Source organism: Gemmatimonadota bacterium, from assembly GCA_026706845.1.
GTDB lineage: Bacteria > Latescibacterota > UBA2968 > UBA2968 > UBA2968 > VXRD01.
This window is the reverse complement of record JAPOXY010000183.1, coordinates 1-14,298: the sequence shown is the minus strand read 5'-3', so window position 1 is coordinate 14,298 and position 14,298 is coordinate 1. Positions and strand designations below refer to the sequence as shown.

Annotated in this window: 13 protein-coding genes; all 13 read right to left on the bottom strand. The window is 52.0% G+C overall.

Annotation, left to right across the window (positions count from 1 at the left end; all coding sequences use genetic code 11):
• The coding region (locus OXG87_17090; protein MCY3871268.1) for a sulfatase-like hydrolase/transferase at window positions 1-876 on the bottom strand (876 nt) is incomplete at its 3' end.
• Between the two features lie 20 nt (window positions 877-896).
• Complete coding sequence (locus OXG87_17085; protein MCY3871267.1) at window positions 897-2,198, bottom strand: FAD-dependent oxidoreductase; 1,302 nt, start codon at window positions 2,196-2,198, stop codon at window positions 897-899.
• 41 nt (window positions 2,199-2,239) lie between these two features.
• On the bottom strand, window positions 2,240-3,835 hold the full coding sequence (locus tag OXG87_17080; protein ID MCY3871266.1) for a sialidase family protein: 1,596 nt from the start codon (window positions 3,833-3,835) through the stop codon (window positions 2,240-2,242).
• Between the two features lie 59 nt (window positions 3,836-3,894).
• Entirely contained in the window at window positions 3,895-5,817 is a 1,923-nt protein-coding gene (locus OXG87_17075; GenBank protein MCY3871265.1) for an FAD-dependent oxidoreductase, read from the bottom strand.
• 321 nt (window positions 5,818-6,138) lie between these two features.
• A complete protein-coding gene (locus OXG87_17070) occupies window positions 6,139-8,076 on the bottom strand; it encodes a S41 family peptidase (protein MCY3871264.1) in 1,938 nt (645 codons plus the stop codon).
• A gap of 78 nt (window positions 8,077-8,154) precedes the next feature.
• On the bottom strand, window positions 8,155-9,777 hold the full coding sequence (locus tag OXG87_17065) for an FAD-dependent oxidoreductase (GenBank protein MCY3871263.1): 1,623 nt from the start codon (window positions 9,775-9,777) through the stop codon (window positions 8,155-8,157).
• 159 nt (window positions 9,778-9,936) lie between these two features.
• Entirely contained in the window at window positions 9,937-10,881 is a 945-nt protein-coding gene (locus tag OXG87_17060) for a phosphotransferase (protein MCY3871262.1), read from the bottom strand.
• 54 nt (window positions 10,882-10,935) lie between these two features.
• Window positions 10,936-11,337, bottom strand: coding sequence for a GNAT family N-acetyltransferase (locus OXG87_17055; GenBank protein ID MCY3871261.1), 402 nt, complete (start codon window positions 11,335-11,337; stop codon window positions 10,936-10,938).
• 53 nt (window positions 11,338-11,390) lie between these two features.
• Window positions 11,391-12,518, bottom strand: a complete 1,128-nt coding sequence (locus OXG87_17050) for a peptidase M14 (protein MCY3871260.1) — start codon at window positions 12,516-12,518, stop codon at window positions 11,391-11,393.
• A gap of 63 nt (window positions 12,519-12,581) precedes the next feature.
• Window positions 12,582-13,097: a GNAT family N-acetyltransferase gene (locus OXG87_17045; protein MCY3871259.1), complete on the bottom strand. Its 516-nt coding sequence runs from the start codon at window positions 13,095-13,097 to the stop codon at window positions 12,582-12,584.
• 93 nt (window positions 13,098-13,190) lie between these two features.
• Window positions 13,191-13,421, bottom strand: a complete 231-nt coding sequence (locus tag OXG87_17040) for a hypothetical protein (GenBank protein MCY3871258.1) — start codon at window positions 13,419-13,421, stop codon at window positions 13,191-13,193.
• Window positions 13,422-13,425: 4 nt separating this feature from the next.
• Window positions 13,426-13,800 (bottom strand): hypothetical protein, encoded by a 375-nt coding sequence (locus tag OXG87_17035; GenBank protein MCY3871257.1) that lies wholly within the window; start codon window positions 13,798-13,800, stop codon window positions 13,426-13,428.
• Window positions 13,801-13,847: 47 nt separating this feature from the next.
• A partial coding sequence (locus tag OXG87_17030) for a hypothetical protein (protein ID MCY3871256.1) occupies window positions 13,848-14,298 on the bottom strand: 451 nt, incomplete at its 5' end.

Below are 14,298 nucleotides of genomic sequence, written 5' to 3'. Positions count from 1 at the left end.
TGGATTGCCGTGGTCCGCACCAAATATGATGAGGGTTTGTTCCTGTCGTCCAGTTTCCTCAAGAAACTCTAAGACCCGTCCGACTTGAGTGTCAACCCAGGCGACCTGTGCGTAGTAGTGAAGGCGTCCCGCACGGAGTTTTTCGGGATCCATTCTGGCCACACCAAAAACTTCGGCAACGCGTTTTTCAAATGCAGAGAGGGTGTCAGGCAGCGGATCGGGCAGGCCGGGGTCTTGATCGTCGAGAAGCTTTACATATTGTGCTGGCGGTAATACCGGTGTGTGGGGCTGAAGAAGGGAAATGCGCACGAGATAAGGGGAGGTTGCCGTTTGGAGCCAGTGTAAAGCATTTTCAACGACTGAGTCGGGAGGATAGGGTTCACCGTCTGGGAAAATACCGCCGTTCATGCCGCCGTAGGGCGAGCGGATCATCTGCACAGCGTCTGCGCCAAGATGTTCCCAGATTTTCATTTCACCACCTGTTCCGTCGTGGTATTGGAAGATTTCATGCTCTGGATTGGCACCTGGACGTATTTCGGGGGCAACATGGATCTTTCCAAAATTGGCAGTTGAATAGCCGTTCTGTGAAAATACGTTAGGGAAAGTTTGCAGGATACGGGGCAACCGGAAATTTGGCCATGCACCTTCGTTGTTGTACACGCCTGTGTCTTCGGGATAGAGACCAGTTAGCGTGCAATATCTGGAGGCAACACAAACAGGCGCATTGCAAAAGTTATTTGTGAATCGCACACCGCTGCATGCCAAACGGTCGAGATTTGGCGTGCGCAACTGCAATCTGGGATGCCCATAACAGTCCAGCGCATCGGTGCGCAGTTCGTCACAGTAAATCCAGATAATATCAGGTTTTTCAGGCATAAAAAGTTCGGCCTTTGTTTTTAGATGTCTTTTTTAGGGACAACTGCACCGTGTCGCGCAAGTAGATCGTGTAAATCAGAAAGCGGAACGTCGCGGGGTGTTGTTTCCAAACGCACAGATACTGCTGCTGCGGCACCCGCTGCCTGTCCCATAGCCATTGAGGATGCCTGTACTCGCAAAGCAGAATTTGCAAGTCGGTCACTGCTCACACTGCGTCCAGCGACGAGTAAATTATGACTGTTTTTAGGGATCAGTGCGCGTAGTGGAACTGTTGCAACTGTGCCTTCAGACAGAGGTTGGGGCTTTACACCGTCTTTGTCATGGAGGTCAATTGGATAAAAAGAGTACGATACAGCGTCCTCAAAATGTCGGCCACTGGTATAATCATCGTGGGTTATCTGCACCTCTCCAACAATGCGATAGGTTTCGCGCACAGCGGTTTCTGCCTGCGCTTTTAAAACGCGGGCATTTTCGCATCCAGGCAGTGAACGTACAAACCGCAAAATCCGCAACAAAGATTGTCGCCCTGAAATGTTGGTTTTTGTATGCCTGTCAGAGGTCGATGCATCAGCGCCAAATACATGCTGGGCATTTTCTCCGCCTTTTCCAAGGTAGCCGATGAACCGTGCGCGCGGATTGCTTACATCGCCGTGTTGTAATCGGCCATCTTTCATGGCTGCGATAAACTGTCTCTGTATGACATCTTCGTCCAGCGTATCAACATCATAACCACCCAGTTTAAAAATCAATGTGCCCGGTTGTGTTTCTTCTTCGCGCAAACGAGGAAAACCGATCTTGCCCACAATATTTGCTCCGCCGGTGCAGTCGATTAACTGTTTGGTCAGGATGGTGCGCCGCAGGTTTTTTCCGACAGTCTCGATTTTCCAACCTCTGTCTGTTTCTAAAATTTGCGTCGGTATTTCATAAAAGTGCAATTGCACACCTGCTTGGGTACAGGCTTCTTCTGCAAGTGCCGCATATACAGGGCCATTGATGCGTATCTGGTGCATCCAATGGCGCTCAGGAGAGAAGACTGAAAAATCCGGCAGTTGGCCACTGTCAAGTGCTACTGCTTTTATAACCAGTTCCCATCCAATGCCCGCGACAATCTGCTTTCCCCAGGCATGAAAAAGCCCGGGGAAGGAAACGCCGCCTGTTGTGGTGACACCGCCGAGTTGACTGCCAGATTCAACCAGAGCCGTGCGAAGTCCCGCGCGACCCCCTTGTATGGCAGCAATCGTGCCCGCTGTGCCTCCGCCAACTACGAGCACATCTACATCGTCTTTCATATGCTCCATATTTTCTGCTTTTGTCGCAGGCATTTCCTTACTCCCTTCGTAATTTGGAATGGTCTGCAAATCGCCTATGCAATGTCTTCTGGGGCAATGAATACGCCTACGATGTGGCTTTTATTAGGTTCGTCGCCATAATTGGTGTAATCGACCAGAATGATGCGGCCATCGGGTAAGGTGAGCCAGGATGAGTATCCGTGATCAGGACGGGGTTCTTGATCAGGATGGTTGGCATGGATTTGAACGAAGCGGTCGCGCTGATATTGATCGGGGTATTCACCGGAGGAGGCAGACCAGTTCCACGACCAGTCATCGAAGGTTCGATTTTGCGATGAAAAGCTGACGGATGTCCAGGTGCTACTGCCCGTGTCACTCCATTGGCCAAACATGGTGCGCATATCGGGGCGGGATGAGGTATGGTCTGAGATGTGTGTTTCTCCGCGGAAGACGTTTCGGTAAATCATATCTTCACCATCAACCTGTATGCGCAAGAGGCCGCCCTTGTGGCGATAAGCGACTTTTCGTGGTTGTGAAAAGTCGATTTTTTTATGCAAATCGGTGCGTTCGAGCCTACCCAGGGAAATGAAGTCAGAGCCGATGTAGAGGATATCGCCAATGCTGCCACAAGACATAAAGGCAATGGGTTCTCCCGGTGGGCCTTCGACTTGCACTTCAGCTTCGAAGTCGACGGTACTGAAGCGATCCTGTGGCGGGAGGAGGCTGTAACGGCATTCGTGCTCGGGTTTGTGATGGATGGTGAGACCATTTTCATTGCGTGTTGCACTGTATTTTCTGCGGGGACCACCGATGGCATATGTCCCCGCTTCTTTTTTGAGGTCGCCAATCCAGGCATAACAGCCAAGACCGCCGTTGACGTGGCGACCTGTGACCATGCAGCGGCCATCTTCGAGTTGTCTGACATACGGACGATGGAGGGCAAAAGGACACATCTGAGGGGTACTCCATGTGCGCCCATTGTCCTGAGAGAAAGCTACAAAACTGGGCACACCTCCAGAGCGGTTTTCGCGCATGACACAGGCGATTTCTTTGCCGCCGTCGAGGATGACAATTGCGCCTTCGCAAAATCGGTTATAACCATCGTGGGCAACAGTGACCTCATTGCCCCAGGTTTTGCCACCGTCAGATGAAAAGGTTGCGATTTCAGCAAATTCTTGAGCTTCGCGAAACATGATGTGGCTACCCACGGTAAGACGTCCATCGGGCAGTTCCATGATGCGATCGGGTTCAAAGCCTCTGATGTTGGGTTTGTAAGGCCCGTCCCAGGTTTTGCCTTCATCTGTGCTCCACCAGAGCCAGTTGCCGGGGGGCTGGTCTTCGTGAAAATGGCTGAAGTCGTCGTGGTCGCAGATGACAACAATGCGATCATCACTTAAGAGGCTTATGCGCGGTGTTACGAGACGCTCATCGCCTTTGCTGCGATCAGCAGTTGCGACTTCGCTCAGTTTGTCCCAGGTTTGACCATCGTTTTCGCTGTAGAGGATGGTGAGGATTTGGGTGGTTTCACCCCAGTGGGCTTCGGTATCGGAATAAACGAGCAGAAGGCGACCGGATTTGAGGCGAATGATGTCGGGGTTTTTGGTAAAGCGGCCGGGACTGCGCCAGGCGTCAAAGACTTTGTCGTTGATAGAGCGTGGATGGATATACATCGAATTCCTTTCTAAAATCTGCCGATACGTGTTGATCCTGGATGGAAAACTCCTGGCCTCTATTGTTGTTGAAAATAGGAATCGTAAAGGATTTGGCAGGCTTCACCTCGGGTTAAATGTGCGAGTGTATTGGTGTCGAGTTTTTCGCCACACAACTGGACAAAACCATCGATCCAACGATGCGCTGTGTGCTGGTCGAGTTTATCCTGCGGTCTGGCATCGTATGTATCGAAGAATCCCTTTGTACCTGCCCATTGTATAGCGGCGTTGTGTGCATAGTTGTCGTCAAGGTCAATATCATTGAGAAATGTGAGCATGGAATTTTGTTCGGCCAGGGTTTGTTGAAGCTGATCGATCTCAATGTCGGCCGGTGTCTGTTTGTTTTTGATGGCCTGGACGGCCGCATAACCAGCAGACTCGGCAATTTGCATCCAGGTGGGCTCCAGACGAATCGCGCTTTGCCCGAGGTGGCTGGAAGAAAGGCAGACTGGGACGAGGAAATTGTCTAATTCATTGGCGAGCAGGCTTCGATAAGGGATCTGGCCAGGGACGGTTTGCTTGTGGAGCATGACTTTGCCTTCATCGCGACTGTCTTTGACGCGTTCGGGATGGCAGGCGTGAACGTCCGTGTACCATTCACAAATAGCAATCGTATCTGAGTGAATGGGCGCTCTGTCTATGCCTTTGGCCAGGCGAACATCGTGCTCGGTGAGCATATAACGCCCTTCGAGACGACGGGCTTCGCGCACATAGATCTCCCAGGGCATGTGATTGTTGTCGGGAAATTCGTCTTTGGCCAGCCCCCACTGAGCAAAGGCTTCGCGCATGTTTTCGGGCGCATCGGGATCGTTTTGAAAGAAATACAAAATGCCAATAACGATGTTCCAGAAGTCTTTCAAGATGCGCTGACGGGTTGGCCAGTCGCCGTGGACATAGTCGGTCGCACCTTCAATAAGTTGTGGTCGGTTCCAGTCGCTTTTGTTGTTGGGAAATTGTCCGCCATCTTGCCCGCGATCAGGTCTGTTGACTTCAAGGGATTGGAGTAAGGTTTTGATGCGTGTGGGATCGTAGTCTTCTGGTGGCTCTGGTTTGACCTGATTGTTGGGATCGCTGCTGAGGGCTGTGCGAAAGTTCATGGCTTGCACAACACCATCGCCTTCGCCTGTGCTATCGGGCATGATGGTTTCCATCGCACCACCAAATTGCCTCAGGTTTAGCGATGCAACAATGTCGGCCATGTGTTGTTCTGACTCGGGAAGCTCCTTTGCAAATCGCATAAAGATGCGACCAGCGTGAGGTTCGTTAAATTCGTCTTTGGATTCACGTCCGACTCTGAAAGCGACATTGGCTAAGGGTAGAAGATCGCCTTCGTAAGAAGTATCGACAAAGATATCTCCGGTAGCTCGGAAGCTGGCATCGCGATTCATTTCTGTGAATGTGATAGCTGTAATTAAGCGGTCAGCTTGTTCGATATCGGTAGGGTAATGGCTTTTGATCAGGGTAATATTTGATTCTGCCTGTATCATCTCTTCCGACAATTGTTCGAAGACACGCGCTTCGTATTTGCCATTGGAGTGGCCCGTTTCGCCGGGCAGGCAGGCTGCGTATTGCGGTGAATCTTTTCCATAGGTATTGCGGTAATGATCGAAAATCGCCTGACGCATCTCATTGTAGATGGGCGATCGCCAGCCTTCGTAAAGTGTATCCCAGAGTCCCATCCCATTGGCTGGCAGTCCACCGATGTGGGGTGTATGATTGACGAGCAAGACGGTCAATCCTTCACGCGCAGCTCGAACTGCACAGGCAAGGCCTGCGGGATTGCCGCCGTAGATGATGAGGTTGTAGTGAGTACTTTCCATAAAGCCAGTGAGATCTTTCTTCCACTTTCCTTTGTGTGTCCCGTATTTGCGGCGAACCATTACAATTTGGTTGCCTCTGAGAATCACCCCGGCAACGCCTGCTTTTACGTAATGCGATGGCATCGTTAAACGGTCCGTCGTATTGTGAAAACCTCAAGAGAGAGTCTAATCATCTTCGCTTGTATCAGTCAACCTATTTCGTCTTTGAAGTAAAGTTTTTGATCTCTTCGTTGCGCTTTTGAGCGCATTGCAAGGCTACTCAACTCTTCATTTTCTTCAGATTTTGCAGTTCTGATCATTGGAGTGATCCCGGTAAGATGTATTTCGCATTACATTTAACGTTTTACGGCTTGCGAACCCCAACGGGATTGTCGCAGGCCAAGGCGCGATCAGTGCCGCAGCGCAAAACGTGCTAATATATGACGTGGACAGTTCGGCTCGTGATCATCTAGAAGCGATGTGATCCAAGGCGTAGGATAATACCGGGTCATCCGAATCGGGATATGTCGTGAAGACCTGCTCGTTGATCGGGATGTCGGGTAAGGTACCACGACGTTCATCGCCAAACTGAGGTATAGGAGCGAAAAACTGTTTGCACGATACATTGAAACCCAACCCACTATGAGGGAGTCTCTTATGGAGATTTTCCCCGAATGTTTGCCGTGTCGCACCAACTTCCTCGCCAATCAAGGTACCCAGTTCATAGTCCTTGACTATAGCGGCCAAACCTCCCGCCGAAGAAAACGTCTTTGGCCCAACGAGTACGTAGAGGTTGCCCTCGAATCTGTTGCCTCGATCCTCCGGATTTCGGAGCCCGGCTCGTCGGGTGATCGTTTGGCCCGTAAGTTCGTCGAAAGCTCGGTAATACTCATGTTGTTCGTATAGGTGCTCCGACAACTTAACATCCATCCTTGCTGTGAATCTGTATGGCTTGACGGTTAGACAATCCAGCAAATAATCCCCGTAGGCCGAGTTTCCGCCGCCGTTGAACCGAAGATCAATTATAAAATTCTTGGTACCATTTGAACGAATCTCAGCGAACAGATCGTCAGCATATGCTTTCTGTTTTTTGGAGTTGCGAAAACTATCGAAACGATAGTAGCATGTATCTCCGTTGTGGTAGTATTCATGAAAATCCTCAACACGCTCTTCCTTGTCAGTCGAAACTATCGAACTCTGGTAGGTTGACATCGTTACCAGGTCGAGCATCTCTTCTATAGTCTCTCCGGTTCGATCTACCGTTGTTAGCGCTAACCGAGGCTCATCGATCGGAGCAAAGTAAAACCAATAAACACCCTGATTTGCTACAAACGATGTGATTTTTTTGTCCAGCTTTTCGCCTGAAATAGCTGCAAGGATAGGTTGCAGGAAATCGAACGGATCTTTGTTGGCTATCGCCACGATTTTCCGACGATGTTCGTTCTCGATCAATTGATCCGCGTAAAAGGCCCCCAATTGGTAGGACAGCTTGAAAGGCAACATGCGACGGGTTGTATCCGAATAGCCCCCCTGAAGATCCAGGTAGTGGTTTGTGTGTCCATCTTGAAATGCCGCCGCTGCCTTTGCCAATTCGACCGACAATGCTGAGATCGTTACGATACTCCTGCTATCAGCAGCCTTTTCTAACGACTCTTGGGCGTTCCTCTTCAGATCTATGTATCCTTCTGGTGATATGTTCATGAGTGGGTGAGGATGCGCTTCTTCGACCACTCGAAAGAAGTACCACATATCCTCCAAAGCCAGCTTCAAGTCGATGCCCGGGTCTATTCTATTAAATCCAGCATCATATATCATTACGGTTTCGAGGCGGCCATTTACTACCGAGACAAAAGACTTTGAACCATCGTAGTGTTCGTGCAGTTGCGGTAGCAGATCCAGTGAGGTGGCCACAACAATAACTGATGATCCTTCTGAAAATGGGTTTTTTCCTACTACCAAGCCGCCAACCTCACCCGAAAAATGAGGGGCCTCCTTGCGGAGAAGCTCGCCAATCCATGTGCCCCGAAAGGCGTGGAATACAGGATTGTCTTCTCGTATCTCAAAGGTGCCGTATAGGACAACATTCCCTGGCGCCAAGTCTTCGCTCTTTGAGACGACGTCGGTAGATAACACTGTGACATCCTTGACATTGCCCTGTGTTTTCCAGAAGTGTTCGATACTATCGACGACGCCTGTGTGCAGTCTCGAATCAAAGTCGACCACGACGGTTAGACTCTCTTGTTTTTCGACGTGCGACAATGTGAGTGGCACGGTCCTCATTGCTGCCGAAGCTGACAGAAAATCGATTGCCCGATGCGGCTGCGTTTCAGATTGCCGCACCGATTTATGTTCCATGTGAATCTTGTAGTCAGCAGCAGGAATTGTCAGCCATGGATTGATCATAGTTAGGTTCAAATTTGTTACTGCCGAAGATGTGAGCCCACTCACTAAGAAACATAAGCGACCTTCGGGCTCTTCTCTCTACCGGGTGTCGGGCAACTCGAGGATCTGCGCTGCCTTCAACAACTCGGGGCGTAACTCATCGTACGGTAGATCCTGCGTGTCGCAATCGGCATCCAGACACAGCCTTGCTGCCAGCCCAGCAGACTCTCCCAGGACCATGAAGACCGGCTCCATGCGCGCGCTACCGTAGGATATGTGAGAGGCCGAGAAACATACGGGGATGAACAGATTTGCTGTCTCCCCCCTCTTTGGCACGATACTCCGGTAGCTTAAGGGATAAGGGTCGGTCGGGGGGATCTGCACATCCCCTTCGTTGAGGACACGTGCCACGCCTCCTTCGACATGTACGAATCGGGAGCAATTATGCGAGTCCATGGTGTAGCTACCCATCCCGATCGAGTCCTCTGCGACTGACTTCTGGTAGCAGTCGTGCTCAGTGATGACGTAGTCGCCGATCATCCGGCGACACTCGCGGATATACAATTGATGCGGCCAGTGCTCGGTATCGGTGAACTCGTCACTGGATAGCCCCCAGCGGCTGTAGGCGTCACGCACGCGCCGGGGAATCGCCGGTTCGTTGGCCAGATGCCAGTAGAGACCGCGCTGGTAATTGACGTGCGCCTGGAATATGGCCTCCCGCCCCTCATAGCTGGCGGCGGGCCATCCCCACGATCTCCCGATGAAGTCACTGCTGATGGGGCCGTTGTTGTTGGTATCGGTTTTACAGTAGCCGCCGGGTGTTCTGTTCGGGAAGATGTCGAACTTCCCGGGTACTCCGCTGTCGCGTATGTGGGCAACCGGGTCGGCGCTGTGATTCGGATTCTGGCTATCTCCGCCCACAGTGTTGAACCAGCGCGTCGCAAGGACATACTGGGCAGGATCGAACGCGTCTGGCTTAGTCCAGTCGATCTTGAGCGCAGGATCATCGGTCATGCATACGCGGAAGCAATAGGCTTGCACACGGTGATCGCCCTCGCCCTGTCGTGTCGCCAGATCGGTCTCCTCAATCTGAGGCAGCAGCCCGCTGTCCGGGTCACCCGGTTCCACGTAGGGATCGACGGTAAGACCGAACTGATGTTTTTCCCGCACCTGGATGCCGTTGAGTGTCTCACCGTAGATCTCATTCGCCTCATGCCCCACATGGAAGGAGACGCCGGCCTTCGCCATCAGGTCCCCCTCGTAGGAGCAGTCCATAAAGATCTTGGCGCGGACCCGGAGCCCGCCAAGGAGCGTGATGGAAACGATACGTCGATCAATAGATTCGACGGCGTCCAGATACTGACCGTACCGGACATCGATACCGTTTTCCGAAATCCACGCATCGAAAATAGCGTCGGCGACGTGGGGCTCGAACTGCCACTCTTCATTCTGTCCGTAGTGCCGTCCGACCTGGTTGTAGAAGGATCGGCTCAGTCCACCGATAACGTACTTACGGCCGAAGTCCGTCCACCCGAGTCCGCCGGTTGTCATGCCACCGATGTGTTGGCCCGGCTGGAGGATGACTACACGTAGCCCGGCCCGTGCGACTGTGACGGCTGCAGCGATACCCCCTGACGAGCCGCCGTAGATGCAGACATCCGTTTCGATGCTCTCAGTAGTAGGTTCAATCCAGTCGCGATGGAAGTATTTGAGATTTGACATCGGCTGTGAGCTCCGTGCGTTCGTCCGCGGTGAAGGGTGTGTGACATGACGAAGCGGCCAGCCTCACCTTTACACACGAAGGCAATGGTGAAGTTGGCGATTCTCTCTTCGGGAGATTCCTGCAGATTCTGTAGCTGTTATACGGCGTGTTGGTCGTCTCTATAGCAGTGATCTGATCTCACCCACCGCTAACGGTAGTCTCCGAATCTGCCCTTCGAAGTCAAAGCGTGAGAGCACGGAGTCTTTCACCGTTCCTGGTTTCTCAATATAGTGCGACAACTGATCAGCATAGTAGGCCGCCCAGACGACTCCAAATGTTTCCCGGTCTCCGACTGAGAGTGGTCTCTCAGAAAGATAGCCTCGTAGGAAATCCAGCATCTCTTTCTCCAACAGAGATCGTCCCCCAGTCAGATCATTCATTAGCCATCTGTGTTGGACCATTACAAGATCTACAGTAGCTGGCGCAAAAGAGCTGCAGAGGTCGGTGAAACCGACTTTCTCTCCATCCGTGTGGACGTTGGGACCCCAGACATCTCCATGCGTTGTCATCCACCGCACTGATGTTCGTGTTAGGTGCTTGTAGGTGGTTTGCAACTCGGTATGAAGGGTCTTGATGGCGTCGCGGAGATCGCCAGGAAGAGAACGGGAAAGTGCTCGCCGGAGTCTGACCTCCACAAAGCCAGTGAGATCTTTCTTCCGCATCCTGGATTTTTCGAACTTCTCCGATGCCAGATGAATCTTAGCAAGTCCACGTCCCACCGCACCCAATCGGTGGAGGTGACGAGAGCTGCAAGGTTCCCCACTGAGATCAGTTTCCACGGAGAGTACAACAGCATCTCCGATCATGATACACAAATCTCCGGAGAGAGTGGGGACAATCTGGGGGACAGGGGCATCATTTGTTGATAGATGATTGAGGAACTCGACAACTTCCTCCGGACAGAACTGACCCCGTGCCCAGTTCAATCGTGCAAAGAACGTCGCCCCATTCTTCTTGAATGAGAAAAGGCGCCCCGTGCCCGGTACCGGTATGAGAGAACCATCGAACTGCCAGGCTGACCAAAGGGCCTCCTGAATTTTCTCCTTTGGTGGAATCTGATCCACTAACTACTCCTCCGCTCACGTAGCCGGAAATCTTCAGTGACTTCAAAATTCAAATCAGTCACACGCTTGCTGCCCAAAGTTCCTCACGATCATTCCACGAGCTTTCTCGAAGCCAAGTCTCTCGTAGAATCTCTGGACCTGCTGGTCACAGATCAGGTCAATCATGTAGAGATCTTTGAGCTTTCGAATCATGCGTCTGACCAGATCCGATCCGATGCCTTTCCCTTGCCATTCCGGCAGCACCTCAAGATGTGGGATATAGGCGCACGAAACACCGTCTGAGATGGCGCTGATGAAGCCAATCACCTTCCCCTCAGAAGAGACTGCAAGAACCACGTAGTCGCTTCCCTTTAAGATTCTTAGATGCGCCTCGGGGGAGGGAGGGTTAGGCCATCCGACAAAGAACCCCTTTAGATTATCTGATCCAATTCCGTCGGTAGTGTCCTGATATGTAATCTGCATTGTCAGCAGCACCTCGATGGGGCCAACTCGCCAACGCGATCGCACCATCACACCATCGTCTCCAAATATACCTTCAACGCTGCAGCCAGATCGCGTCCAAATACACGCGCCAGTTCTGGACTCGTATCCAGATCGCCCACATTGGCATAGGGAAACTCTATTGCCGTTGCCAATTGAACGCCCGGCAATTCACCCGCCCACCGCCCAAAGCTCTTGCCAGCTGCATAATTCTCTGCCGTATTCCACTCCACGCCAAAGGGCAAATTATCCGCTGCAAAAAAGGGCAAGCCTCCCGTTCGTTCCGCTTCCAAAATATGCGAAAACCGCATCTGTTCCTGCCAGGGGACTTCTGACTCAGACCCCACCAAATAAATCGTCTCATTGCGATTCATACGAATCCACGGACAGTGCAGATCAATCGCTACCTTTAGTTTGCCAGCGCTCCAATCCGGCACCCTTTCTCGAATCACAGCCGTTTCAATATGCACACTCTCCCCGACATAATCCCGGTTGTGATCCCTCGGCTTCCGATTCTTCCCCTGATCGCCATCCTCCACACCGTCTTTATCCACAAACGGAATCACCAGACATTCAACCCGTCCCTGAAACCAACGCCCCAAATCACCCTCACCAAGTATCGCCGCCATTATGCCTTCCAGCACGTACGACTGCATCATCTCACAGCAGTGGTGTCGCGCCGCAATCAACACGCGCAGATTCGCCCCACCGTCCAGCCGCCCCACATACAACATCTCAACATCACGTCCTTTGCGCGTCTCGCACAACGTCTCAGCCACCAGATAGTCCGAATCCACATACGACGCCAAAAACCGGTCCAGGTCGGCCTGCACATACGGCATCCCAAAACTGAACCGCACATCATCCGCGTCATTCGCAAACGCATACACAAACGACTGTCCATCTACTGCATCATTACCCAACCAGCGCCACGTCACCCCACCGTCTTCACTCATCCCAGGACCACGCGTGCCAATCACATTGCTGCCGGTAAAGTGAAACCGCACGGATCGGCCTGCTGCGCCACGCACCCGAAAATACCAGTAGAACCAGTCGCGATCCGTATCGCGCAGATCCTGCCGAACAAACACATCATCACCGTCAATTCGCTCAGCGATGATATTCCCACCCGGAAAATCACAATCTATCATAATCATTGAACACGCTTCTTTATGATGTCGATTTGCATTTACTCCTCCACTATCCATTGGAGCGGTAATCTAGATAGACAATGGGCGACGGAGCCGGATTTGGCGTCCGTTGTCTCGAACACCGCCATCACGTTTCCACCCCATCGCCTCGTAGAAGGCGATCCCGCGTTCATAACCCTTAACAGTCCAAACTATCGCTTCATTATAACCGTCGGCAACGAGATGACGAAACGCGAGCGAGGCCAACGCCTTGCCGATGCCGAGGCGCCAATACGAGGGATCAATGGCGATGGTATCGAGTTCCCCTAATGTGGCGTCAACGGGATCGCGGCTGGGACCGATGCCGACAAAACCGACAACTTTACCCGTATGCTCTGCGACCCACCACCGGTGCGGGGCAGACTTCGCAAGATCGCCGCGCCAACGCTCAACGAGTTCTGATGTGACGATGCGATTGGACTGCTCGATGAGTTCGCCGAATCCTGCATTCCACGAATCGATATATATACGTGTGACGACTTCGGCGTCCACCGCAGTGGCTGATCGGATCGTTGGCCAAGGTTTTCGTGGATGTGCGTGTTCCAACTCGCCTATTCCTATGTCACATAACGTTTCAGTACTCCCGAACCACGAAGCGGTTGGGGGACGGCGAGCATCGGATTGGCTGATTCTCGCCTTTCAATCTATGCCTTCGATTGCAGCCTCGCCCATACGAATCGCCGCATCCGGGAGAGCGAGTATTCGGTCTTCCAATCCCCAGGTTCTCCGATTAGGCGACTTCGGACCCCATTTCCGGTGGAGCTGGCAGAGGCGCTTGGCATAGTAGGCCGCGAAGATGAAGGGGAGTGCGGTACGTTCATCATCTGAGGGAGGCCGGACTGAAAAGTACCCCTCCACGAACCGCTGCATTTCCTCAGCGGAGAGTATCGACGCGGTCTACGACCTCTCCTTCCAAGAAACTCTCCACCGAAATCACCAGGTCTCGAACGGACTTGTAGAGGCTACCATCCGTGGTTGGACGGATGTCAGGACACGGCGCGCCGCGATCAGCAAGGTGTCGAACAAACTCCACAATGGTTTTGGGATGGGTCGAGCCGTCCCATCCCGGATTCACGCGGAACACAACGCGTCCGTCCCGCAGACTATCACAAAAGAAGACGCACCGCGAATTCGCCCTGCGGACGCTGGTTACTTCCAGATCCCAGAATCGCTTGCAGAGATCCATAATTTCTGGCTGATCAGGCAGCGGGCCCGTTTCGTCTCTATATCTGGGATAGCGTGGTTCCATCTCAATTCTTCAGATTCACCCCCAACTGAACACAACTCGGTGAAAAATCATGACTTACTCGATTTGTCCCTCTGCGCCAACATCTGTTGTCTAACTTTTCTCTTTAAGTTCTTCTTTCTCTCCCGCTCTTCCTTTTTTTTCTGCCGTTCCTCTCTTTTTGTTTTGCGATGCTGTTGGCTTTTTTTAACCTTCTGAATCCATTCTGCTCTATTGGCTAAGATTTCAGGGCTACTCTTTTCGCCATATGAAAGCTTGTTTAGAAAATCTATAATTTCATGCTGTCTTCCTCCAATTAAATCTGTGGCTCCAGGCCGAGTCAGTCCTCCCTCAAGTTCCCAATGATACCTATGAATGAAGGTGTCTATGAGGACCATCTTCTCTTTTGGAGATCTCGCAGTCTGGTATTTCTGGAGGAACTCTTGGAGAAAGACCGTGAGACCAGAGGCAGCAAGATGCTTACCTTGTTTGGCTTTATGATACTCGCCCCAGGTGAGTTCC